This window comes from Mycolicibacterium sp. lyk4-40-TYG-92, assembly GCF_030209435.1.
Lineage (GTDB): Bacteria > Actinomycetota > Actinomycetes > Mycobacteriales > Mycobacteriaceae > Mycobacterium.
This window is the reverse complement of record NZ_JARVRX010000002.1, coordinates 295392-320290: the sequence shown is the minus strand read 5'-3', so window position 1 is coordinate 320290 and position 24899 is coordinate 295392. Positions and strand designations below refer to the sequence as shown.

The 24899-nt window shown below is 61.9% G+C and carries 21 protein-coding genes and 1 pseudogene; 8 read left to right on the top strand and 14 right to left on the bottom strand.

Features of this window, described 5'->3' with window-relative positions; all coding sequences use genetic code 11:
- Positions 1-2 precede the first annotated feature (2 nt).
- From QRN63_RS06195 to QRN63_RS06160, 8 genes and pseudogenes are all read right to left on the bottom strand, one after another.
- The gene (locus QRN63_RS06195; protein WP_285029979.1) at positions 3-857 is read right to left on the bottom strand and encodes an ABC transporter permease; all 855 of its coding nucleotides are present in this window, start codon (positions 855-857) and stop codon (positions 3-5) included.
- Between the two features lie 9 nt (positions 858-866).
- On the bottom strand, positions 867-1640 hold the full coding sequence (locus tag QRN63_RS06190) for an MlaE family ABC transporter permease (protein WP_285029977.1): 774 nt from the start codon (positions 1638-1640) through the stop codon (positions 867-869).
- Between the two features lie 517 nt (positions 1641-2157).
- On the bottom strand, positions 2158-3219 hold the full coding sequence (locus tag QRN63_RS06185) for a helix-turn-helix transcriptional regulator (protein ID WP_285029976.1): 1062 nt from the start codon (positions 3217-3219) through the stop codon (positions 2158-2160).
- A complete protein-coding gene (locus QRN63_RS06180) occupies positions 3216-4364 on the bottom strand; it encodes a LuxR C-terminal-related transcriptional regulator (RefSeq protein WP_285029975.1) in 1149 nt (382 codons plus the stop codon). Before QRN63_RS06180 ends, QRN63_RS06185 begins: the two co-directional genes overlap by 4 nt.
- Before the next feature lie 5 nt (positions 4365-4369).
- Complete coding sequence (locus QRN63_RS06175) at positions 4370-5818, bottom strand: wax ester/triacylglycerol synthase family O-acyltransferase (protein ID WP_285029974.1); 1449 nt, start codon at positions 5816-5818, stop codon at positions 4370-4372.
- Between the two features lie 161 nt (positions 5819-5979).
- Positions 5980-7548: a GMC family oxidoreductase gene (locus tag QRN63_RS06170; RefSeq protein ID WP_285029973.1), complete on the bottom strand. Its 1569-nt coding sequence runs from the start codon at positions 7546-7548 to the stop codon at positions 5980-5982.
- Between the two features lies 1 nt (position 7549).
- Positions 7550-8161 (bottom strand): hypothetical protein, encoded by a 612-nt coding sequence (locus QRN63_RS06165; RefSeq protein WP_285030028.1) that lies wholly within the window; start codon positions 8159-8161, stop codon positions 7550-7552.
- A 27-nt stretch (positions 8162-8188) separates the two neighbouring features.
- A pseudogene (locus tag QRN63_RS06160) lies at positions 8189-8320 on the bottom strand (maleylpyruvate isomerase N-terminal domain-containing protein); the annotation flags it as partial.
- A 639-nt stretch (positions 8321-8959) separates the two neighbouring features.
- On the opposite strand from QRN63_RS06160, the gene QRN63_RS06155 reads away from it, so the two are divergent.
- The 4 genes from QRN63_RS06155 to QRN63_RS06140 are packed head-to-tail and all read left to right on the top strand — an operon-like array spanning position 8960 to position 12745.
- The gene (locus QRN63_RS06155) at positions 8960-10243 is read left to right on the top strand and encodes a cytochrome P450 (RefSeq protein ID WP_285029972.1); all 1284 of its coding nucleotides are present in this window, start codon (positions 8960-8962) and stop codon (positions 10241-10243) included.
- Complete coding sequence (locus tag QRN63_RS06150; protein ID WP_285030024.1) at positions 10240-11679, top strand: aldehyde dehydrogenase family protein; 1440 nt, start codon at positions 10240-10242, stop codon at positions 11677-11679. Before QRN63_RS06155 ends, QRN63_RS06150 begins: the two co-directional genes overlap by 4 nt.
- A 16-nt stretch (positions 11680-11695) precedes the next feature.
- Positions 11696-11884, top strand: a complete 189-nt coding sequence (locus QRN63_RS06145) for a ferredoxin (RefSeq protein ID WP_285029970.1) — start codon at positions 11696-11698, stop codon at positions 11882-11884.
- A 3-nt stretch (positions 11885-11887) separates the two neighbouring features.
- Positions 11888-12745, top strand: a complete 858-nt coding sequence (locus QRN63_RS06140) for an SDR family oxidoreductase (protein WP_285029968.1) — start codon at positions 11888-11890, stop codon at positions 12743-12745.
- Positions 12746-12930: 185 nt separating this feature from the next.
- Here QRN63_RS06140 and QRN63_RS06135 read toward each other — a convergent pair whose 3' ends face one another.
- Both QRN63_RS06135 and QRN63_RS06130 read right to left on the bottom strand, forming a co-directional pair.
- Positions 12931-14136: an alpha/beta hydrolase gene (locus QRN63_RS06135; RefSeq protein ID WP_285029966.1), complete on the bottom strand. Its 1206-nt coding sequence runs from the start codon at positions 14134-14136 to the stop codon at positions 12931-12933.
- A gap of 131 nt (positions 14137-14267) precedes the next feature.
- Positions 14268-15812, bottom strand: coding sequence for an acyl-CoA synthetase (locus QRN63_RS06130; RefSeq protein WP_285029965.1), 1545 nt, complete (start codon positions 15810-15812; stop codon positions 14268-14270).
- Positions 15813-16429: 617 nt separating this feature from the next.
- On the opposite strand from QRN63_RS06130, the gene QRN63_RS06125 reads away from it, so the two are divergent.
- From QRN63_RS06125 to QRN63_RS06115, 3 genes are read left to right on the top strand one after another with little or no spacing between them, the layout of a single operon-like run.
- A complete protein-coding gene (locus tag QRN63_RS06125; RefSeq protein WP_285029964.1) occupies positions 16430-16966 on the top strand; it encodes a TetR/AcrR family transcriptional regulator in 537 nt (178 codons plus the stop codon).
- A gap of 52 nt (positions 16967-17018) precedes the next feature.
- On the top strand, positions 17019-17651 hold the full coding sequence (locus QRN63_RS06120) for a TetR/AcrR family transcriptional regulator (RefSeq protein ID WP_285029963.1): 633 nt from the start codon (positions 17019-17021) through the stop codon (positions 17649-17651).
- Positions 17648-18577, top strand: a complete 930-nt coding sequence (locus QRN63_RS06115; protein WP_285029962.1) for an SDR family NAD(P)-dependent oxidoreductase — start codon at positions 17648-17650, stop codon at positions 18575-18577. Before QRN63_RS06120 ends, QRN63_RS06115 begins: the two co-directional genes overlap by 4 nt.
- Before the next feature lie 1400 nt (positions 18578-19977).
- Here QRN63_RS06115 and QRN63_RS06110 read toward each other — a convergent pair.
- Both QRN63_RS06110 and QRN63_RS06105 read right to left on the bottom strand, forming a co-directional pair.
- The gene (locus QRN63_RS06110; RefSeq protein WP_285029961.1) at positions 19978-21054 is read right to left on the bottom strand and encodes an ABC transporter ATP-binding protein; all 1077 of its coding nucleotides are present in this window, start codon (positions 21052-21054) and stop codon (positions 19978-19980) included.
- Positions 21055-21076: 22 nt separating this feature from the next.
- Positions 21077-21940, bottom strand: coding sequence for an alpha/beta hydrolase-fold protein (locus QRN63_RS06105; protein WP_285030023.1), 864 nt, complete (start codon positions 21938-21940; stop codon positions 21077-21079).
- A 661-nt stretch (positions 21941-22601) separates the two neighbouring features.
- On the opposite strand from QRN63_RS06105, the gene QRN63_RS06100 reads away from it, so the two are divergent.
- A complete protein-coding gene (locus QRN63_RS06100; protein WP_285029960.1) occupies positions 22602-23651 on the top strand; it encodes an NAD(P)H-dependent amine dehydrogenase family protein in 1050 nt (349 codons plus the stop codon).
- Between the two features lie 11 nt (positions 23652-23662).
- On the opposite strand, the gene QRN63_RS06095 is transcribed toward QRN63_RS06100, so the two are convergent.
- Both QRN63_RS06095 and QRN63_RS06090 read right to left on the bottom strand, forming a co-directional pair.
- Positions 23663-23866 carry a hypothetical protein gene (locus tag QRN63_RS06095; protein WP_267319263.1) on the bottom strand — a complete coding sequence of 68 codons (204 nt, stop codon included), beginning with the start codon at positions 23864-23866 and terminating at the stop codon, positions 23663-23665.
- A gap of 195 nt (positions 23867-24061) precedes the next feature.
- Positions 24062-24898 (bottom strand): DegV family protein, encoded by an 837-nt coding sequence (locus QRN63_RS06090; RefSeq protein WP_285029959.1) that lies wholly within the window; start codon positions 24896-24898, stop codon positions 24062-24064.
- Position 24899: the final 1 nt, after the last annotated feature.

Here is a 24899-nt window from a genome sequence, read left to right as displayed (position 1 = left end):
CGTCAACCCGCCATGTTGAAGTTGCCGGACTGGCCGTAGATGGCCAGTGAGATGAACACGATCTCCACGGCGGCGATCACCATCGACAAACGGACGGCGCCGCCGACCGCCTCACCTACCCCCGCCGGGCCGCCGGAGGCAGTGAACCCGAAGTAGGTGTGCACCAACATGATCACGACGGTGATCGCGACACACTGGACGAACGACCAGATCAGATCGGTCGGGTTGAGGAAGGTGTTGAAGTAGTGGTCGTACACGCCGGCACCCTGCCCGTAGACGGTGGTGGTACCCATGCGGGCGGCCAGAAACGCCATCATCACGGCCACGCAATACAGCGGAATCACCACGACCACCGCCGCCAGCACCCGCGTCGAGGCCAGGTAGGTGATGCTGCGAATGCCGATCACCTCGAGGGCGTCGATCTCCTCGTTGATCCGCATCGCACCGATCTGCGCCGTGGCGCCCGCCCCGATCGTGGCCGACAGCGCCACCGCGGTGGTCGCCGGCACGATCAATCTGACGTTGAGAAACGCCGACGCGAACCCGGTGAGAGCCTCGAAGCCCACGGAGGAGAACTGGTTGTAGCCCTGGATCGCCACCAGGGCACCGGTCGTCATGGTGAGAAAGCCGACGATCGCGACGGTGCCACCGACGACGACGAGCGCACCGGTACCCAAACCGGTCGCCGCGATCAGCCGCAACAGCTCGGCGCGGTAGTTGATCACCGCATCCGGAATCGAACGGACGGCGGTCACATAGAACTGGGCCTCGTCGCCGAGCTTGTTCCACCGACCGGAGGCAGTCTTGACCAGCCTGTCCAGCCGCGGGTGCAGGCTACTAGGTGCATCAACAGTCATCTCGTTACCTCACGACACCGTGTACTGAATCGCGACCGCGGTCACGACGACGTTGATGGCGAACAGCACCATGAAGGTGAACACCACCGTTTCGTTGACGGCGTTGCCGACACCCGCCGGACCACCGCGCACGGAAGTGCCCTTGTAACAAGCGATCAGGCCGGCAGCCATGCCGAACAACGTCGCCTTGATGAGCGCGACGATGATGTCCCCGGGACCGGTCAGCAGGTTCAGTCCACCGACGAACGCACCCGGCGAGACGTGCTGCACCATGACGCAGAACAGGAACGCACCGATCAAGCCGACCAGGATGACAGTGGACGACAGCGCCAACGCGACCGTCGTGGCGGCCAGCACGCGCGGCACCACCAGCGACCGGATGGGGTTGATGCCCATCACGCGCAGCGCATCGAGTTCTTCGCGAATGGTCCTGGCCCCAAGGTCGGCGCACATCGCCGTCGCACCCGCCCCCGACACCACCAGCACCGTGACGATCGGACCGATCTGGTTCACCGTGCCGATCGCGGTACCGGTGCCGGAAAAGTCCGCGGCGCCGAATTCGGTCAGCAGAATGTTGAAGGTGAATGTCAGCAGCACCGCGAACGGCATTGTCAACAGCAACGCGGGCAAAACCGACACACGCGCGACAAACCATGTCTGAAAGACGTATTCGCGCCACGCGAACGGCGGCTGGAACATTTGCACGAAAGTGTCGAACGTCATTGCGAAGAAACCACCCAACGCGGTGACGGGCGCCTTTGCTGCACGAGTGATCGCTACCATTGGTTACCGCTCTCCAAATTCACCGGACTCTGCAATCCCCTATTTCGGCTATTCACATAGCGGCGTTCCACATTTATATGCGCGACGTGCGAATGGGTGATTCTCATTCGATCTGCGCAACGCAGCGTCGACGCTCCACAATGTCGGCCGACCTGCGCGCTCAGGGGGCCGAGGCCTCCAGTCACAGTCAGGCGCCGACAAATGAATGCGGGAGCCGACATAGCTGGAAACGCTACCAACGCCGCCGATGTACCGAATATCGTCAGTTGGAGGGATACACATCCTCCAACGGGGGTACTTTTACCCGGGCCGCCAACGGCAATAAAAATTTCTCCAGAGTAAATTAACTGCGACAGTGAGCGACTGCAGACAACTGCACATCGAGTCATGCCTTTCTCCGTCGCGCAATCGTTTCAGCATCCCCATTATTGATACTTTGCAAAGAAATCGTGCCTAATAAATTCGGTGTGGATCGGCCGCGCCCGACTGAATTTCGATGATCGCGGAGCCGCGAGCCTTAGTGACCGGGTCGCTCCGGTCCGTCGACATACAGGGTAATTGCTTCAAGGCGATTGGCTGCGCCGACTTTGCGTAGTATTCGCTTTACGTGGGTCTTGACGGTCTCCACGCTCACTACCAGTTCCCGGGCGATCTGCGCGTTGGATTCGCCCTGCACCATCCGTTCGAATACTCGACGTTCACGGTTCGTCAGGTTCGCCGTGAAAACATCCGGCGCCGGTGTCGTGCTACCGCCGACGTGCTCGCCACCCATTTCGAGGCTGATCGCGGCGCCCGCGATGCGGTCCACCTCTTCGGCCAACTGTGCGGCGGCTCCGATGATCGACACCCGGAGTTGTTCCACCCGAGCGGAATTCAGCATTCGCTCGTAGAGTACCGAGTACAGTGACAACAGCATTCCCAGAGCTTCGTAGTCATGATCGGTGATATCGACTCCGACCCGGCACACGTGAACAATCGCCACGACCTTGGTCTTGGCGACAACCGGGGCCACCAGATATTCGGTCGAACCCAGCAATTCGCAGTAACCTTCGGTGGCAGGTGAATCGCCCATACCGGCACGAACAAGCCTGCTGAATCGGACGCAGTCCTGTTCGGCAGCACATACGACTCGAGGCAACGGCATTCCGATGCCGCCAAATTGGTCGGCTGTCTGGGGGACGAAACTATCGGCTGTCACGAAAGATATCAACGCGCTATCAAACCCGACGGCCCGACAAAGCTCGATGCACATCTGGCGCTGCAGGGCTTGTGCTGATTGAGCCAGCTTCATGCGCCGGATCGCATCGGTAATCGACCGCAACATGGCGCCAGAGGCGTCCCCAACCAGCAGACGCGCCTCAACCTGTGCCTGCAACGATGCTATGAGAAGGCGCTGCGCCACCGGTGAAGCAACGGCGGGAAACCCCGTGCCTCCGAAGGTGACCTGCTCGGTGGTCGCCGCAGAGTTGACAATGGCTTCCTCGAGAGTCGTTGCCTTGCCAACACTCTCGAGCCCGAGCACACTGCGCAGCTGTCCGTCAATCAGGTTGAGCCTGGTCACCATCGCGCGGTAGTTCATCGCGGGACTCCAGCCCCCGAATCAATTTCCGCCGTCAGATACATCGCGAGTGCGGCCGCCCTGTTGGTCGTATTGAACTTCTCTGCAATATGTTTCAGGTGTGACTTGACTGTGGCCTCAGAGATCGACAGGCAACGGGCAATGTCACGATTAGTGGCACCGGTGGCCACGTGAGACATGACTTCCCTCTCACGGGCAGTCAGCTCAGACGGCGCAGCATGGTCGCTCATACACGGAATCCCGCTGTCCGGCGACGATGTCGGGAACTCCGAGATCTCGTCGCGGGTGATCCGCCCCAATAGTTGATCGACAGTGGCACTCAGCTTGTCGACCTCCAATCGTTGCCGCTCAACCATTCCGTCTAAAACAGCACACTCGTACACTGCTGCAAGGCACTCAGCAAACGCCTCGAGCGAGGCTAAACGGCCCTCAGCAGTAATCCCCGCAGGCTGCGGGGACTGGGCATGTAGCATCCCGATCACCTTGCCCCCCAAAGTGATCGGCGCCACCATGTAGTCGTGGCAGTTCGACACCGCAGGCCCGGGCACGAGCATCCCACGCCGGCTGCGTACCACGTCTGCCTCAGGCCCGGACGTGGCCAAAGCAACCGGCACTCCCACCGAGAAACCATGGAAGGTCTGCGATCTCGACTCTCCAATACCGCGCACATGTAGATATCGCGGTAGCCACTCGTGGTCTTGGATGGTCGATACCAGTACCCGGGCAAAACCGAAATCCCTGCACAGCATTGCCGCTGCCATCTTGAACGTCTCGCGCGGAGACGCCCCGCGCAGCGAATTGACCGCGTCTCGGATCCTCGTCAGCTCTCCGAATTCGAGTGCTGCCCGGTGATCGCTCAATTCGCGTCGCAGTCGTTGCACTGTTGCTAACAGATCCTCTGTAGCCCCACTGGCGAGCGTACGTTGCTGGCTGAATCGGTGGTTCAGACAATCTAGCTGACGCTGCAGGCGAACATCGTCGCGTGTGGGGGTTGACGCACGCAGCGACGCCGACAGCTTGATTTCGCTCGAATCTGTTTGTGGCAGGCTGTCATCGCATGCGTGTCGGGTACGTTGCTGGTAAGTATCATTCGAATCGTCACGTTGCGCGTTCGTCGATGTCGTTGGCACCTTCAGTTCTGTCATGTCTGTCATGCGGTGCTCAGCGCTTCTGCATGCAAGCGGTCGATTTCGGCTTCGATGGATGCCAGAAGCGACCACGTGTCCTCGTCGTGGGCACCGACGATGCCCCAGTCCATGTGGTCCAAGTAGCTCAGCACAGTGATGTTCAGCGCGAGGTTGTGGAAGATGGCGGAGACGGGGTACTGGGCTTCGAGACGGGCGCCTGCCATGTTGAGAGGCACCGGCGATCCAGGAATGTTCGAGACCAGAAGGTTGGGTCCAACAGCCATGCCTGCTTGAGTACCTAGGGCCATCGATGCTCGTGCGGCGCGGCCGAATAGCGCCGGCGGGATGAGGTGGTTGGCATCTTGCAGCAGCGTCGCAGGCACGGCAGCGTGGCGGCGTTTGGCGCGGTCCATTTCGGCGTGTACGAATTCCAGTCGGCTGCGCGGGTCGGACAGATGCGTGGGAAGCGTGGCGTACAACATGCCGATTCTGTTGCCGAAATTGTTGCCGTCATCGGGTGCACGCACTGAGATGGGAACCGTAGACACCATGGGACGGTCGGGCAATTCGTCTCGCTCGGCGAGCCAACTGCGCAGGGCGCCAGACACCACGGCCATCACGACGTCGTTGACCGTCACACCGAAGGCGCTCTTGATCTCTTTGATCGCAGTCAATGACACGCTGGTGAACGCCACGCTGCGGCCTTCTTCGATGCGTCGATTGAAGCGGGTGCGTGGGGCGCGGACCCCTGGCTGCCGCAGCACCGCGCCGTCCGTGTCTGTGCTCATCGCACGTCGGATTCGCCGCACCATCTGGGCCGCAGTAGTGGTACCAGGCAACGTGTTGACGTTGGGGACGACATCGAGGTGCGGTACAGCGCGAGGAAGGCTGCGCAGAGTGCGAAGCGGATGTATCACGCTGCCAATCACGCCCCGCGCGAGCATCTCCGCTGACGTGGGCATGGGAGGAATGTCTGTGTGCCGAAATGGCTTAGACGGACCGGATTGTTGTTGTTCAGTGTCAAGCAGTGTGGCGATGAGCTGCTCGCCGGACACCCCGTCGATCGCAGCGTGATGCAACTTGGTCAACACAACGACTTTGCCGTCCTGAAAGCCTTGGGCCACATGGATTTGCCACAGGGGCCGCGCTCGATCGAGCGGTTGTGCAGCAATGCGTTCGGTCAGCCGCGCCAGGTCCCGATGGTCACCACCCTGGAGGTCGGGCGCCTCCCGAATGTGCCAGTCGAGCTCAAAGGCGGGATCCTCGACCCAGTAGGGGTAGTCGATGCCGAACGGGACCTCAATCAGCTTCGAGCGTAAAGGTGCAAGTAGGTGGATTCGCGCGGCGACCAGCTCACGTACCGTTTCGACGGTGAGTCGGCCATCAGGTGCAGTCGCGGGATCGTAGACACCCACCCCGATAACATGGCCGTGCGTCCTTCCGTCCTCGACTGCGAGGAACTGGGCGTCCAACGAACTAAGTTGGCGCATAAGGGCTTCCTTCCTCCACTGGCGTATTTCATATTCATTGCTTGTTTTTCGAAGACCGCACTCCACCGGTCGGCTAACTCATAGGTTGCTATGCGTGCCGACATCAGTTGCCGCTGAGGCGCTGCGCTATGGCCAAGCTGTTGCTAGGGCGTCACGTTCGCGTCCTCCCTCACAAATTGGGCGCAACGTTCGCCGAATAGGATCGCAGGTGCATTCGTGTTGGCTCTCGGGATCGCAGGGAAGGCCGAAGCGTCGGCGACCCGCAAATGCTGCACTCCGCGCACCCGTAGGCGCTCATCAAGCACACTGTCCGGATCAGTACCCATCCGGGCGCTGCAGGCGGGATGACCTGTGGTGCCGGATGTTTCACGGATCCAGCGTTCCAGGTCGGCGTCTGACCGGACGGCCGGTCCCGGATGAATTTCCTTGCCTAGAATCGATGCCAACGGCTCGGCGGCAACGATTTCTCGGGTTCTCCGTATCGCGCGGATGAATGCCTTGACGTCGCTACCGGCCTGCATTTGATTGAGCCGAATCCTGGGAGCCTCGGTGGGATCGGCCGAGCGGATCTGCACCGAGCCGGTGCTCTGTGGCGTCCAATACGATTGAATGACGGCCATCGCAGGGCGTGGGTACGCCGCGCGTGCAAAGTCCCAGATGTATGCGGGTCCGCAGATCAGTTGAAAATCCGGCGCGGTCAAAGTGTCCGTGGTGCGAATGTGCGCCAGCGCCTCCATGAAGTTGCTGGCAAGTTTTCCGTTGCGCCGCAATAGCCATCGCAAGGCCCATCTGGGATGTCCTGCGTCGGATAATCCGACGCGACCGGGCATAAGTTCCCAGTTCATGTACGTAGCAGGGTGGTCGGTCAGATTGGCGCCGACGTTCGGGCTGTCCACGATGGGGAGGATCCCAACGCGGCGCAGATGATCGGCGGGCCCGATACCTGACAGCTGCAACAGCTGCGGCGTTCCGAATGCGCCGGCACACAGGATGATTTCGCGTCGGGCACGGACCTGGCGCAGTTGGCGGCGGTGCCCGAACCGCACACCGACGGCATTCCCGCGCTCGATTACGACCTGGTGCACGGTCGATCCGGTGGCAACAGTCAAATTGCGCCGCCGGCTGGCTGAATCGAGATAGGCACGGGCGGTGCTCCAGCGTTGACCTCGCCATATGGTGACGGGCGATAGCGCGGCACCATCGAGTTGCGGGCCGCTGATGTCATCGTTGGCCGCTTCGCCCGCATTGCGGGCGGCAGCCACGAATCGCGTTGCCTCGTCGGTGGGTTGGGCCACGCGCGTGACATACATCGGCCCTGTGCCGCTATGTCCGTCGTTCTCGATTCTGCGAAAGACGGGTTCCACATCCGCCCAGGACCAACCGGGCACGTTCCAGCTGTCGTAGTCATGGCTGCTACCCCGTACCCAGACCATGGCGTTCATGGCGCTTGTGCCGCCGAGGACTTTCCCACGTGGTTGTGGAATCCGTCGCTGCGCACAATGGGGTTCGGGTTCAGTTTCAAACGCCCAGTCCGTTGCCTTGCCGAATTGTCCGCTATAGCCCAGCGGCGCACGCACCGACAGATGCCGGTCACCTCGCCCGGCTTCGATCAAAAGCACCGACTCCGTCGGGTCGGCGGACAGACGTTCAGCCACCGCGCACCCCGCCGAACCGGCGCCGACGACGATGTAGTCATACTCAGAATCGGTCACGTCACACCACGTTGATCTGGTCGAGAAGGTGTTCGGCGTACGCCTGGTCACCAACGATGCTCACATCACGCGAACGCCAGTTGGCGCGCTGGGTCGCCCACTCGGGAAACTCTGTCGCGCAGGCAAACACCGTGGTGTCGGCTGGCCCGCCTGAGTCGGAACGGACTCCTCCGGGTGAATCGAGGATCCACTCGCTGGCGCCAGGACCTCGGAGAGAAATTCTCAGTGGCCGAGTGAAATTGGCGGGTGGTGCCATGCGCCACTGGTTGCCAAGGACAGCGAACATCCATTGCAGCACCAACGACATCCGTCGACCGTCCGTTGGGGGAGCCGGACGGTTGAGCGCGGGCGCCATGTCGAAACGCAGGTGCGTATGGTGATCAAAAGTCATCGCACCACACAGGATCAGGCCCAGCCGGAATCGGCCCAGCTCGGCCAGGGGCACCGGGATACCAGCCAGCGGGGTAGTTTCGATTGCCGCGGCGACCCCCAGCGCAGCACCGCTCCACCGTGCGTATTCAGCGCGGACGCGCGGAGTAGTCCAATCACAGCGGCGGCCGACCAACAAGTCGTTGGTACGCTCAATATTGTTGCTGCGCAGCAGCGTTAGCATCGATGGAGAGAACATCGCCCGGCACCCAGAGCCGATGTGCGCGACAACGTCTTGAATCCGCCATCCCGGTGCGGCGCTTGGCGCTGCCCATTCAGCGGCGCTCAGTGATCCGCAGAACCTCAGCATCGTTGCTCGTTCGCGACGTAGCGCGGCAGCCATTTCAGGGAGCATCAGGAGTCGTTCACCACGCCATCGGCCATCGTCCACCCACGGCGGCGAGCGTGCCCATCAAAGGCCTCACCGACGTGGCCTTGGTCGCCAACTGACCGCAGCGCGCTGTCCGGCATCTCGCTTTTCATAAACATAACTATGCATCCAGCTTCATCCTCATCGCGTCTCATCTGCTCGCTAACTCGGGAAAAGCCCTGGCCGACCTTATTTATCGCGGGCGTCAAGGCTGGGTCACAGTGCATCGATGATGTGTTCCAGCTCATAGCGAAAGGTACCATAACATAATCCCAATTACGATCGGAACGGCATGCGCGGATACCTGAGGCGAAGTCCACCTGTGTAACCAGCGGCTTCTGGCCTCCCGCCACGGCTCCCCATCCCGCTCGGCAGGCGCGCTAGCGCAAAATAATCCGGCTTACGCCAGGTTCCGATTCAGGCTGCGTGTACGGTGAGCGGATTCGACCATCGCGCATTGAAATCGCGCATACAACAAGCAGTGTCGCAACCGATCCGCGCGGCCACAGTCCTGATCGCGACACTTGAACATAAATTCCATTATGTTAATATGTGACCTAGGTCATGCGGCAACTGCTGCTGGATGCCAGCCACACCCGAAGGGAGAACAGAATGACCGGGACCGCCACCGAGCGTGAACACGACGCCATCGACCTGTCGGCTCCTCTGTTGTGGTCGGGGCCGAGCGAGGAGCGTGAGCAGCTTTTCGCCGAACTGCGTCGTGATCGACCGGTGAGCTGGCAGCGTCCCATCCGCAGCCCGATGATGGATCTGATGGGACAGTCATCACCTCCGGGTTACTGGGCGGTGACCCGGCTCGAAGACATCGTGACCGTGAGCCGCAATGCCGCGGTGTTCTCCTCCGCTAGCGGCGGGGTGACGTTCGAGGACATGCCCAACGAGGTACTCGAAGCCGCGTCGTCAATCCTGTCGATGGATGAACCGCGCCACGGCAAAGTGCGCCGGGTCGTGAGCTCTGTGTTCACTCCACGCCGTATTGCCGCGATCCGCGATCAGATTTACAGCCAAGCCCGGCAAATCGTCGATGACATTGCTCAGCTAGACCAGGATGTCGAGTTTGTCCATGCCGTCTCGACGCGGCTGCCCATGTGGACTGTATCGGAGATGATCGGCATTCCAGATGAGCAGCGCGAGGAAGTTACCGACGCCGCCGCAGCAATGGCGGCCTGGGATGACAGCAGCGAGGCAACGGACGCGCTCACGACCATGTTTACCGGTATCTCCACGCTCCACGCTCGGTGCCAGGAGCTCATTGACGTCCGCCGCAGAAGACCACGCGAAGACCTCATCTCTGCGTTGGTACAGGCAGAGGTCGACGGTCACCGTCTAACAGACGAGGAAATCCGGTCTTTCTTTGTTTTGTTGTGTGTGGCGGGTAACGACACCACAAAACAAACCACGACGCATTCGATCCTGGCGTTGACGAAGCATCCTGACCAGCGCGCCTACCTGATGGAGGACTTCGACGGGCGAATCGACTACGCCATCGAGGAATTCATCCGCTGGGCCACGCCGGTGATGACGTTCCGCCGCACCGCGGTCCAGCCATTCGAGCTGGGCGGAGAGAGCATCGAGCCCGGCGACAAAGTGGTGATGTTCTATAACTCCGGCAACCGCGACGATCAGTGGTTCGACGACCCTTACCGATTTGACCTGAGCCGTAAACCCAATCAACACATCGGTTTTGGAGGGCGCGGCCCGCATTACTGCTTGGGCAGTCACGTGGCGAAGCTTCAGCTCAAAGCGATCTTCAGCGAACTGTTCGGGCGCCTGCCTGACATCGAGACAATAGGCGAACCCGATTACCTCACAAGCAATTTCATCAATGGGATCAAGCACCAGATGGTGCGTTTCACGCCCGAGTCCCGGCCATAGCGCGGCCGCGCGTTCACTTTAGGAGCCCGATGCCGACGTCATCCTCCACACATGTATCCGCCGGCGCGTCCGCGGCCAGCGATTCGGTAGTGGCCGAACTGCGGGCTGTCTTCAAGTCTGGCGCAACAACCGAATTGTCGTGGCGACTAGCCCAGCTCGACGGGATCATCGCTCTGCTCTCCGAGCAAGAACCAGCGATTGCCGCTGCGCTAGCTACCGACCTCGGGCGTAACGCTACCGAAGCTTGGTTGGGAGACATCGCGGCGACGAAAGCAGAGGCCATATACGCCCGCAAGCATTTGCGCAGCTGGATGCGGAAGCGGCGAACCACTCTGCCGCTAGCGCAACTACCGGGGCGCGCATGGATTCAGCATGATCCGCTCGGTGTCGTGCTAGTGATCGGTCCGTGGAACTACCCCGTTTATCTGACGTTGGGCCCACTGGTCGCTGCCGTCGCGGCAGGTAACGCGGTAGTACTCAAACCTTCGGAAGTAGTACCTGCCACCGCGGCGCTGCTAGCTAGCCTGGTACCGCGTTATCTCGATCCTCGTGCGGTCCGGGTGGTCGAGGGAGATGCGCTCGTCACCCAGCATCTGATCAGTGAAGGCGTCAACCATATCGTCTTCACCGGCGGCACGGACATCGGCCGCAAGATCATGGCGGCCGCGGCCCCCACACTCACCCCGGTGCTGCTGGAGTTGGGCGGCAAGAGCCCGGTCGTGGTAGCCGCAGATGCCGACCTGGATGTGGCCGCGCGCAGAATCGCCTGGCTTAAACTGGTCAATTCGGGCCAGACGTGCATCGCCCCCGACTACGTGCTTGTTGACGCGTCGGTGGCCGACGTGCTGGTCACGAAAATCTGTGCCTCGGTGGCCGAATTCCGATCGAAGGAAGCTGATTCGCGCCTTCGGATCGTCAACGAGCGCCAGTTCGATCGCTTGGCAACGCTCATCGCCGGCACCACCGGCAGAGTGGTCAGCGGCGGCCAATTCGACCGGGACGCGTTGTTGATCGAGCCCACGGTTATTGCCGATCCGGGAAATGACGACCGGGTGATGGCCGAAGAGATTTTCGGTCCAATCCTTCCTGTTGTCCGTTACGAATCCATCGACGCAGCAGTGGAGTTAATCAACAGCAAGCCAAAACCGCTGGCACTGTATGTTTTCAGCGCCTCACGGGCTTGGGCCTGCGATGTCATCGACCGGGTGCCTTCCGGCGGTGCGGTGGTCAATCATCTGGCCATGCACTGCATGGTCCCACAGCTGCCCTTCGGCGGCGTCGGTGCCAGCGGGATGGGCGCTTATCACGGCCGGTGGGGCTTCGAAGCCCTCAGCCATCAGCGCGCGGTCCTGGTCAAGTCGACTTGGCCTGATCTACGACTGGTGTATCCGCCCTACACCGATCGGGCGCTGGCGATCATGCGCCGGCTCTTCTAGAAGAAAGGATCGCTTCATGCAGGTATCCGTTGATCGCTCACGCTGCTCAGGAATGGGTTTGTGCGAGTTGACCGCTGCCGACATCTTCCAGATCGGAGACGACGCTCAAACTCACGTAGTGGGCACCGTCACAGCCGCTAACGCGGCCGTAGTCGAGGAAGCTGTCATGAACTGTCCGACGTCGGCTCTGAGACTGGAGAACTAGGCCGTGAACAACATCACCGGAAAGACCGTTGTCATCACTGGGGCCGCGCGCGGAATCGGTGAGGCCACCGCAGCAGCGTTGCTGGACCGTGGCGCGCGCGTGATCATCGGAGACCGCGACCCCGAGGAACTGGCGAAAGCCGTTGTGCGGCTGAAGGCACGTGGTCCTGCCAGCGGTCATCACGTCGATGTCACCGATCGAACTTCGTTTGCTTCCTTCCTCGATTTGGCACGCGCTGACGGGCAGGGTCGCATCGACATCCTCATCAATAACGCCGGAGTGATGCCGATCGGCGCTTTCATCGATCAGTCACAGGAGTCCATCCGCTCGGCTATCGAAGTCAATTTCGGTGGCGTCATCCATGGATGTCAGCTGATCCTGCCCGAAATGGTGGCGCGACGGGCGGGCCATATCGTCAACATTGCCTCGATGGCCGGCCTCGTCGCCGTCCCCGGTCAAGCCGTGTACGCCGGCAGTAAGTTCGCCGTCGTAGGGTTCTCCACTGCGCTGGCCGACGAATACGCCCCCCGTGGCGTCTCCGTGTCAATGGTGCTTCCTACCTTCACTCGCACCGACCTGATCGCCGGCACAACGCCCAGCGCAGCTCAGGGTCTGGTCACACCCACGGCCGTTGCCGGTGCGGTCGTCAAAGTTCTCGAAAAGCGTCTGCCGCAGCGCTCCGTGCCGGCGCATCTGCGATTCCTGGGCCCAATCATCGCGCTGTTGGGCACCCGAGTGCGCCGGTTCATTAACAAAGTTATGGGTAATGACAAGACGTTCCTGGATTTCGACGCGACCGCACGACGTGCCTATGAGGATCGCGTACGCGCATCGGCACCTCCCAGCAACGACGAGCACTGAGCGCCGTCCGAGCCATAACGCCCGTGGACCGCGTCGAAAAGTGCCATTTCTGCGCGGTTTACCCTCACCGATAGCCAACGGCGTAGCGGCACAGGAAGGGTCGGCCCCCTTCTTCCCGATAGGCGGATTCGGCGATCGACGGACGAAGGAGCCGCACCAGCCATGAAAGTGCGGCTGTCGAACAGCTATCCGGTCAACGGAGCGGCGCCCTCACGCGAGCGGCAATGACGCGCATAGACAATGCCGAGGAAATCCGCGATCGCGGCGGTGGTGAGCGTGGTCCGAATAGTGGCGAAGGCATCGAATGCATGCTGCGCATCAGGTATCTCGACGTACGCTACCGTCGGCGCGCCTACGTTGCGCAGCGCATTCCGCAGCCCCCTCGCCTGAGCCGGTGGTATGAATGTGTCGCCGCCGCCGTGCACAATCAGAAACGGTGGGGCATCGGCACGGGCAAATTGTAGCGGTGAAGCACACGCAAAGAGTTCAGGAGCTTCTGCGCGCGTGGTGCCCATAACGAAACGCTCCAGGTACGGCAACATCATTGGGTGCATCGGCACGCCGCCGGAGACATCGTAGACGCCGTACAACGGGACCACCGCCTGCACTGGTTTGGGCGTTGCCGAGTCGGTCCAGTGCTCCGGTTCATGTGGGGCCAGCGCGGCCAGCGATGCCAGGTGAGCGCCGGCCGAGCCGCCAGTCAGTGCGATGAATGTCGGGTCGCCCCCGTACTCCGCAATGTGGTCACGCACCCAATCAATAGCGCGGTGGACATCTTCGATGTGAGCGGGCCATCGGTGCCGCGGACTCATCCGGTAGTTCATCGAAACGCAGATCCAACCGTGGCGAACCATCCGCTCCAGCAGGGGGTGCGCTTGACTGCGCTTGTCCCCCGATGTCCATGCGCCGCCGTGAATCTGGATGAGCACCGGCGCCGGCTCCGAACATCCTGTGTCCCGGTCCCGCCAGATATCAAGGAGGTTATCGCGGCCGTGCGGCCCGTAGCTAATGTCACGCAAGTCGGCGGCCACATAGCGACGTCGGGCTAGAATTGTCGGGATTACCCCCGACGGCGCCGACGATGAGATGGACACCGGGTGGCGGACCTGATCGCGGTAGCGGGCACCAAAAATCTCGGTGAGCCCGTCGTCGAGGGTGCAGTCCGCTCCGCGCGCAGCACGTACTGTTGCGGCCGACCGACCGGCGGAGGTCGTTCCCAGGGTCGCCGCCAGCTGGTCGACGATCGCTGGCGGCGCACATTCCGACCAAACGAGCGAGGTCAACCAGTGCATCACCGAGGGAATCATCGAGATTCGAAACATACTGTCGCTGAGTATTTTCCACTTCACTTCAGGCACACCGTTCGTAATTGCCACCGTGATGATCACCACCGGCGGCTGTCAGTCTTGATTTTGCGTGGGCGAGGTGATCGCTAGCCCAAGCTCGCGGACTCCGATGAGTCACATTAGCGGCCATCCCCTGCCGGCAACCGCTGTCGCTTGTCCGGAGGCCGCCAGATGCCTTACGGCGCAGGCACACCAGCCGTGGTGCTGTACTGGTCCTTAAGGACACGTTTGACCAGCTTGCCGGTCTCCGTGCGCGGCAGCGAGTCAACGAAACGGACGACACGAGGGGCCTTGAATGCAGCGATCTTGCTCTTAACGAAACTGATGAGCTCTTCGCCCAGCGCGTCCGTCGGCTGTACGCCGGCGTTTGGCTGGACAAATGCGGTGACCGTTTCACCCATCTCGGCATCCGGCAAACCGATGACCGCCACGTCGAACACAGCTGGATGTAACGTCAGTGCGTTCTCTGTTTCTTGGGGGTAGATGTTTACGCCGCCGGAAATGATCATGAAGGCTTTGCGATCGGTGAGGAACAGATAGCCCTCGTCATCGACATAGCCAATATCGCCGAGCGTGGTCCAAAGCGGATGGTCAGGATGCTGTGCAGCACGGGTCTTTTCGGGATCGTTGTGATACCTGAACACTTCAACGTCACGTTCGACGTAGACCGTGCCCACCTCCCCGGACCCAAGTTCCCGACCGTCGTCGTCGCAAATGTGCAGGACACCGATTGCTGCCTTTCCGACCGTTCCCGGTTTGGTGAGCCAAGTGGCGCTATCGATAATGGTCATGCCGTTGCTTTCGGTGCCGGCGTAGTACTCGACCAGGATCGGTCCCCACCAATCGATCATCTGCTGTTTGACCTCGACGGGACAGGGCGCCGCGGCGTGCACCGCCACGCGCAGGCTACTGGTGTCAAATCGCCGTCGGTTGCTTTCAGGCAGCTGCAGCATTCTGACGAACATGGTGGGAACGAACTGTGCGTGGGTGACGCCGAACTGCTCAATCACGCGCAGCGCTGTCTCAGCGTCAAACTTCTTTGTCACCAGAACAGTTCCGCCGAAACTTTGTACTGCTGTGCACCAACGTAAGGGCGCGGCGTGATACAGCGGAGCGGGACTGAGGTATTTCGTGTCCGGCCCGAAACCGAAGTGGGTGCCGAGCAGCGCAGTCATCGCATCGCGCACTACGGTGATCTCTCCGTCGGGTAGTGCCGGGCGCACGCCTTTGGGGCAGCCGGTGGTTCCTGACGAGTACAGCATCGGCATGCCGTGCGGCTGTCGTTCAAACGGCACCGAGGACGCGACTGCCAGGGCATCGGTGTACGACGTGAACGTCGCGATATCCCCGCCGAAAGACAGACGCAGACCCACCTCTGGGGTCAATGGGGTGACAGCCTGGGCGAGTTCAGCTTTCGCTGCGCTGGCGACAACCGCACGGGCACCGGAATCGTTGACGATGTAGGCGACTTCCTCCGCCGACAGGTGATGGTTGACTGCCGTCACATACAGACCCGAACGCAACGCCGCCCAGTACACCTCGAAGGCCCGCAGGTTGTTGTCGGTCACGAGTGCCACGACGTCTCCCGGACGCAGTCCCGCGTCGAAAAGTACGTGCGACAAACGCACCGACGCATCCTCAAGCTGGCCGTAGGTCAGCGTTTCGCCAGTGTCAATCGAGATGGCGGCGGCGTGATCCGGCGCATAGTTTCCGGGCAGCATCCCTGAACAATCCTCCATTGGCATAAACTCACTTATGTTTTGACAGCGTAGGTGATGTGGGCCACACGAGCAATACCCGGTCACGATTCAGGGGCACGACACCGACACCTGCGCCAATGACGCAGCACAGGAACGATTGACGGCGCGCGGCAGCCGGTCCCAGGCGGCATGGGTGCATCGAGCCAGCCCAGACGGGGCCCACTCTTTCATAGCGTGCATTACTTTTTCGTCGAATGCGTTAGGCAGGGTGCAAGGGCGAGTCGGACGCACTATCGCCTAGTAGTCGGGAGAGCATTCGGGGTGCCTCGCGCATAACAACCCCGTCGAGGCCGGGTATCCCGGCCGCGAGCCTTCAACTTCACGCAGTTCGGTCACCTACCAGAGATGGAGCTACCTCTCATGCCGAAAATCGAGCCAAGGCGATTGCACGTGGCTATCGCACACAAGCTTCGTAACCATCAATATGTTTGCCGCCGCCGACGATTCACGGATACAACCTCGCCACTGCAAAATATATGGCATTGACATGCAATAATGAACTTAAGCGCGACCGGCAGCCACCTCAGGGGCGCGCGACGACTCGACGAAAACGTAACCTTCACTATCAGGATGGAGCCATGGCGAGCGTCAACCGCGATGATTACTTTCAGGGTGCGCTGGACCTGCTAGCCAAAGAGGGCTACGGCGCGATGCGGCTCACCACCCTGTGCAGGTCACTGGGAATGTCCACGGGGTCGTTCTATAACTGGTTCCGCGACTGGAACGACTTCGTCGATCAGTTCCTCGCCTACTGGGAATCGGAGTTGACTGAGCACCTGCTGACGCGTGTAACAACCACCGAAGATCCTGCTCTGCGTCTGGACCAGCTACGCGAACTTGCCCGGGCGGTGCCGCATGACGCTGAAGTGGCATTACGCGCGTGGAGCAATGGCGAACCGCGGGCTGCACACGTACGCGACCAGGTCGACACCGCCCGCCGCGAATTCATCTTCGACACTGTGCATGCTCTGGTCAGCGACACCGAGATAGCAACGCGACTAGCCTCGATGGGGTTGTCGATCGTGGTGGGCCACCAGCACCTGGATGTGGCCACCATGGATTGGGCGTTGTGGCAGTTCAATGCTCTGGTGCGGTTTCATGCCGACATCCGCTAGCGCCATTCCGCACCTGCGATCGTCGCCACCGCAACAAAACTACAGTGACCTCATGACTACCGACGACTCGAGCGCGTTGTCCAAACGGCAGTTGCAGCGCGCGGCATCGGTGACCCGCATAGTCAACGCTGCCGAAGATCTGCTTTCGGAGTCCGATCGGTTTTCTGACATCTCGGTTGAGCAAGTGATTGCACGGGCTGGGATTTCGCGGTCGACGTTCTACAACTACTTCGACGATATGGGCCATCTACTGCGGGCCGTCGGCGAAGGCGTGGTGGGCGAAGTAGTGACCTCGGCACGCAAGTGGATGGATCTGGATACCGGCGCCACCGAGGCACAATTGGTTGACATCTTCACTGACCTGGTTGCGACCTACCATCGGCGCGCGAAGCTGCTCGCCGCGCTAGCCGAAGCCTCCGTTTACGATTCAGGTGTTCGCGAAGAGTGGCACAGATTGCTGACTACCGGCCACGTCGAACTTGCCAAACACATTCGACGAGCGCAAAAAGTTGGCGGGGCCCGCGCCACAATCGACCCCGAAAGCACTGCGGCTTGGCTGGTATGGATGGTTGAACGCGGCCTGTACCAGCAGGTCCGGCCAGCCAGTGCCGCTCAAAGGCGCCGACATGTTGCGTCATTGGCATCGATCGTCTGGCACACCCTCTACGCACCGGATCCATCGTGATCGATCTGAGTGGCATCAACGCCATCGTTACCGGGTCGACCCGTGGCCTTGGCCTGGCGATCGCTAGCGCACTTGCCAACTCGGGCGCCAACGTGGTGATCAATGGGCGCTCTGCACAGGCTTGCAGTTCAGCGATCACCTCGCTCGGACATACCAGAGGCGCAATCAGTTACGTCGTCGGGTCGATAGCCGACGAAGGCACGGCGCAGGCGTTGGTGGATCATTGCCAAACGCAGTTCGGCCCGGTCACATTCGTGGTCAACAACGCCGGAGTCACCCGTGACAAGAGCCTGGTGAACATGACGGTGGAGGAATTCGACGAGGTCGTTTCGGTGCATCTGCGCGGTAGCTGGCTGATGTGCCGAGCCGCAGCCCGCGCAATGAAGTCCGCCGGTGGAGCCATCGTCAATGTGACATCCGGCAGTGCACTATTCGGCTTGGTGGGACAGAGCAACTACGCAGCAGCCAAAGGCGGTGTCAATGCACTGACCCGGGCCCTGTCGGTGGAACTTCGTCGCTACGATATCCGCGTTAATGCCCTGTACCCGGTCGCGCTGACTGACATGACCACCCCGGTGCTCGCCCTATCGGGGGGCGCGGCCAGTCCACTGCACGATGTTTTTGGCGAACCCGCCGACGTAGCGAGAATTGCTGTAGCACTGGCCGACTCGCGAGCGAGGCAGGTAACCGGTCAGATCATCGGATTCGACGGCCACGAGTTGGCCTTGTGGAGTCATCCTGAGCGGGTGTACCGCATAGAGCGGCCAGCCCCATGGTCGGATCATTCGCTGTTGGGAGCGATTCAGCGTCTGATCGCCAACCCCGCCCCGCTCAATCCCGACGAAGTCGGCGCTCGGACACGAGCAGCTCTAGCGGCTCACCGCTCGACGCCGCCGGGTTCGGATGCAATCAATGGCAACAGGTAACTGCCGCCAATCTGATCCCCGAGGCGCAAAGCTCCACAACATCGTCAACGCAGGATGGCATGCATCCATCATCGGGTCCGATCTATCCAACGGCGCCGAACGCTTTGCCGTGATCAGCACTATCAGACAGTAGTTCGGTCGACGAGACTCTCCGGGCGGCACCTTACGCGCCGGAGGCGCTTGCGTCAGGGCAACGCTCCTCCGATGCCTTCGCTCGCCGCCCAAGTAAACACCGCAATAGCAGCGGATTCCGCAATACGCTGAACATCTCGCTCAGTCCCGCCCAAGTCAGAAACGCGGTCCACTATCGCCGATCCGATGAGTTCGGAACATCTCCCTAACAGATCCGTCATTGTGCAACGATGCCCCGGCCCATCGACTATTCCAGACGCATCGTTGTTCGCATCAGTCCGAACGGAAGTAGGTCCGCTCCGAAGACGCACGACTTCCCCCACCATTGCTCCATCTCCACGTTGATGTTTCATCGGATCGACACCCCCTGCTGGTCACACCGGCTATTGATAGCCAACGACATTCGACATCGACGCATATTCCGAGGCCGCAGCGATGCTTCACATTGCCACCACGCGCGGGTGCACTTGAGCGAGCATCGCGCGTCAGCCTCTGCGTTGCTTCACCATCGCAGCGGGTCTCACCTAGAGCTCCGCTGTCGGGTACTAGCTACGCGAACGTCAGGAACGCCGAACCCGTTGTCATTGAGCTTTTTCCAGGCATCCAACGGAACAGAGTGCACATCGCACATATTCGCCGGCCCGATCACACAGTCGTCACCTCCATCAGCTTTGCCAGTGGCAGCCGTTCGCAGGTACATCACCAGGACTGCAACGACGAACGCCGCACGAAGCAACGCGACCACGGACTGCCGGACAAGTCGTCGCTCAGGACTACCACCATCGTCTGCGTTCAGCTGCGCGCCGATGTCAGCATTTTGTGCCACATACTCTCCTTCGTTTGAGGCGGGCGTGAGGGGCTGTTGGCCGTATCAGCCCCGGTAGCGACTCGTCCTGTTCTCGCGGCCACTCGCACCCTCCTGAGCAGATTGAGGAGTTCGTTCTCCGATTCGCTTCCCCGGCAGGCTGTAGCCCAAGTCAACAACCGGGCATGGAGCTCCAAAGGCAACTCGGTTTCCGTCTTCACGTATCCGCGGAGAACGTCAAGGATCACCTGCTCGTGTTCGCCTGCACCGATGTAGGCGTATGCCCACGCCCGTGTTTCCCTGTGTAGGAACGGTCTCGCTCGGTCGGTCAGCTCCCAAGCGAGGTCTCGATGATCAATGCGATTCATAGCAGCGACATCGGGTCGCAGGCGCGAGCGCGGAGGGTACGCGCGGTCCTCCAGGAGATTCGGATGCCGAATGGCAGTTTCGCCCCGCGCACGTGTTAGCTCGCTCCCCCAACGAGAGTTGCCTGGACTGCGACATCACCTTTGGCACGGTGTCGTGCAACATCTTCGGCGATCATCGGGTCGTCGGCGTGGCCGTTCTTGTTGAGGTCCTGCAGGATGGCGGCCTGTGCGGCGGGCGGCAGGGTGTGCAGGATCGAGCGCACCCGAGCCTGACGACGGGCCACCGCCTGGCGGACCGGCATTCCCGGGGTCACCTCGATCTGCGGCGGCACGCCCTCGGCCTCTTCGACACCACCGTCGGAGTGACCGGCGTCGATCGCGGCCTGCTCGGCGGCCGCGGTCGCGGCGTCCTTCTCCTCGGACATACCGATGGGGCCGATACGACGACCGTTGAGGAACTGCTTGACCGCGGGCTCCTCACTGGTCAGCAGCACCTCGCGGGGGCCGAACATCACCAGGTGCTTGCGGTAGAGCATGCCGATGTTGTCCGGCACCGTACGCACGACGTTGATGTTGTGCGTCACGATCAAGATGGTCGCGTCGATCTGGGCGTTGATATCGATCAACAACTGCGACAGGTAGGCGGTACGCACCGGGTCCAGACCGGAGTCCGGCTCGTCGACCAGGATGATCTTGGGGTCGAGCACGAGGGCGCGGGCCAAGCCGGCACGCTTGCGCATACCACCGGAGATCTCACCCGGGAACTTGTGACCGTCGTTGGGCATACCCACGACGTCCAGCTTCTCCATGACGATCTTGCGGATCTCGGACTCGGACTTCTTGGTGTGCTCGCGCAGCGGGAAGGCCGTGTTGTCGTAGATGTTCATCGAGCCGAACAGCGCGCCGTCCTGGAACAACACACCGAACAGCGTGCGGATCTCGTAGAGCTCCTTGGCCGAGCACTCCAGGATGTTGGTGCCGTCGATGACGATCGAGCCGCGCTCGGGGCGCAGCAGGCCGATCAGCGACTTCAGGAACACCGACTTACCGGTACCGGACGGGCCCAGCATGACGCTGACCTCACCGGCGGGGATGGTCAACGTGACGTCTTCCCAGATCTTCGACGACCCAAAGGACTTACTCAGCCCCGTTACGTCGATCTGAATACCCATATGAATTCCCTTCCACCAAAACCTATTTGATAACGCTGACTAGTTCGCCCGACATGGCGCCGAGCTGACCGCTCCAGCTGCCCCAGTCGTGCTGGGGGCCGTCCGGGAAGTCGAAGTGCCCGTTGTGGCCGCCCACGCTCCGGTAATGCGCGTAGAAGGCGCGGTTGCTGCCCTGCGCCTGGTCGCAGTAACCGATCATGGCCGCCGGGTCGCTGCAGGTGACCGTCGACGGGCTGAACACCCAGATCCGGGTGTTGTTCTGGTTCAGCAGGCTCACGTGCACATCCGGGTCGTGCCACTTCCAGCGGCCCAGCTGGGGGGCGCCCCACATGCCGTAGGTGTCCACGCCGCCGAATTCACGCATGCCGGCGGTGATGGCGCCGTTGAACGTCGTCGACGACGGCGTCAGGAAGCCCGACAGCGAGCCCGCGAAGCGGAACCTGTCCGGGTGGAACTCGGCCAGGGCCAACGCGGCGGTGCCGCCCTGGGCCGCACCGACGACGCCGTGGCCGTTCGGGGCCAGGCCCTTGGTGGCGGCCAGGTAGTCGGGCAGCTCCTGGCTCAGGAAGGTCTCCCACTGCTTGCTGCCGTCCTGCTCCCAGTTGGTGTAGAAGCTGAACGCGCCGCCGGCGGGTGCGACCACCGAGATGCCCTTACCCGCCATCGTGCCCATGGCGTTGCCGGCGGTGACCCAGTTGCTGACATCCGGGCCGGCGTTGAAGGCATCGAGGAGATAGACCGCGTGCGGACCGCCGGCCTGGAACGACACCGGGATGTCCCGGCCCATCGCGGCCGAGGGCACCATCAGCGTCTCGACGCCGGCCGCCTGCGCTGCGCCGGCTCCGAAGGCCAGCCCTGCGGTAACGAGCAACACTGCGCCGGCCATGGCCGGTAGCCGTCGCAGGTCGATCAACGATTTCCTCAAAACTCCTGCACCTCAGTCATATTCGAGCTAGATGGCCCATGTTCGTTTCGTGACGACAGGCTTTGCACCATGCTCACCACTGCATCAGGAGATGCCGAGTTCGGTCTCGATCACTTGGCTCGCATTCCACAGAAACTTCGAGCGGCGACCGACGACGGGAACGTTCGGCATGCACGTCGCCGGACCCACGCGTAGTTTCATAATTCGAACTATGTAGACGAGAACACTTTCTCTGCTTCTTCATCGCCGTTGCTAGACCCAAACACGTTGTGTCACCGGATTTGTCGCCAGCGTCAGCCGGTGTCACAACCCGCATCGGATGTGCTCTGGATCATACGCAGCGATCACACTAACATAATGCCGCTTACGTTGTCAGGGGGTTTCATCCGGCGACCACTTACCCTCGGCACCTGGTGCATTAACTCGCCGCACGTCTGCGGCCCTTGGGAGATCGGGCTATCTTGTCCCTGCCCAGGGCACGCCAGCCGCCGCGGTCAGGGGTCCGACCCAGCTTTTTGACATCCATGTGATGAATCGCCCGGACACCGGGACGCCGGAAGCCGGGTAGACACCTGCGGCATAGTGTCTAGTGAAAGCGCACCGCCCCAACGAGGAGGCCTCCATGACCACCGACCGCCCGCTCCGCGTCATCCAGTGGACCACCGGCAACATCGGCAAGCGGTCCCTGCACGCCATCATCGCCCGTGACGACATGGAGCTGGTCGGCGTCTACGCCTACGGCGTCGACAAGGTCGGGGTGGACGCGGCCGAGCTGGCCGGCTGGTCCGAGCCCACGGGCATCAAGGCCACCAACGACATCGAAGAACTCGTTGCCCTCAAGCCGGACGCCTGCTGCTACAACCCGATCTGGCCCAGTGTCGACGAGCTGGTGCGCCTGCTGGAGTCCGGCATCAACGTCTGTTCCAGCGCGGCCTGGATCACCGGTGGCAAGCAGTCTCCGGAGGACCTGGCGCGCATCCAGAAGGCCTGCGAGGCAGGCAATTCCACGATCTTCGGCAGCGGCGCCCATCCCGGTCTGACGAACATGATGGGCATGGTGCTGTCGAGCGCGTGCGAGAGCGTCGACGAGATCCGCATCACCGAATCGGTCGACTGCGGCGTCTACGAATCGGCGGGCACCATGGCCGCCATGGGATTCGGCAAGGACCCCGAGACGCCGGGCCTGGCCGAGAGTGTGCGGCTGGAAAGCGAAGTGTTCGCCGAGTCAGCCGCGATGATGGCCGACGCCATCGGCGCCCACCTGGACCGGATCACCTTCGACGTCACCTTCACTCCCGCCACCGAAGACTCCGATTTGGGGTTCATGCAGATTCCGAAAGGCACCGTCGCCAGCGTCTACGGGTATCACCGCGGCTGGGCCGGGGACAAGAACGTCGTCAGCGTCGGCTTCAACTGGATCATGGGCAACCACGTCACCCCACCCAAGCCCGTCGCACACGGTCACGTCATCCAGGTGTTCGGCGTGCCCAACATGCGCACCGTCGTCTACTGCCTCCCGTCGAAGGACTGGAGCGAGGTCAGCCTCAACGGCCTCGGCATGATCTACACGGCGCTGCCGGTGACCAATGCAGTACCCGCGGTGGTGGCCGCGGCGCCGGGCATCCTGACGCTCAAGGATCTGCCGCCGGTCACGGGACGGTTCGCCGGATAGCCCAAAAGCGTTCACAGCCGGTACATTTCGCGCGCCATCAGCGCATCCTCGATGAAGTCCAGGTGCGTGTCGTAGACGGGGGTCGCGGGGTGCTCGTCTGTCAACCGGTGCACCGCGTCACCGATGACATGTTCGGCATTGACCACCCACCGGGGCATGGTCGGCGCATGTACGGTCAGGGCGTGGGTCCAGCCGAGGTTCACGGTGTGGCTCATCATCGTCACCTTTCAAAGGGGTTCGCGGCGATGGATTGCCGCTGGGGATTTCAGAGTGCAACCACAGCGACGCCAGGGCGCGAGTAGACGGGTACTCGAAAGCGGAGCCGCGCCGCGGCCCCTGATCTGCGTAGGTGGGCGTTACCGGTCCGGGCATGTACGCACCGGGCCAAGGAAACGAGCACCGGGCGGGCGCTACTCCGCGGTGTTGACGATCACGCCGACGGCGCCGGAGCCGACGTGCACCGCCAGCACCGGCCCCATATCGGTCACCACGAGCGATTCGACCTGGGGCAGAAGGGAAGTCAGCGCGGCACCGATCTGGGCGGCATCGTCGTGATTGTCGACATGGTGCACGGCAATCGACGCGGGCCGGTCGCCGACCAGCGCGACCACCCGCTCGATCATCGCAGCGTGTGCCTTGGCGACGGTCCGGATCCGTTGGTCCAGCACGAGGCGGCCATCGATGTCCAACTGCAGCAACGGCTTCAGCGACAACGCGGTGCCGAGCCAGGATGCCGCCGTGCCGATGCGGCCACTGCGACGCAGGTTGTCCAGCCGGTGCACGACGATGAATCCGTGTTGCTTGCCGGACTCCGAACGCGCCTGCGCCTCAACAGCATCGAGGTCCGCGCCGGCCGCTGCGGCTCGAGCCGCGGCCAGGGCCACGAATCCGACGCCCATCGCCGCCGACCGTGAATTAACCACGCGCACAGCGGAACCCAGCTCGCGTCCGACGGCTGCGGCGGCACTGAACGTGCTCGACAGACCTGCCGAAAGATGCACCGCGACCACGCCGTCGCCGCCACTGTCGGCCAGCGCCTGCTTATAGATGTCGGTCAGGTCCGCGGGCGCCGCGCCCGAGGTGGATACGTGCGACCGGTCCTGGATGTCCTGCGGAATCGGGTCGACCCCGTCCTGGTAATCCATGCCGTCCTGCAGGACATGCAGCGGCACGACCCGGATGTCCCAGCGCTTCAACTCATCTGGATCAAGCCGCGCCGACGAGTCGGTGACCACCACCACTGTCATC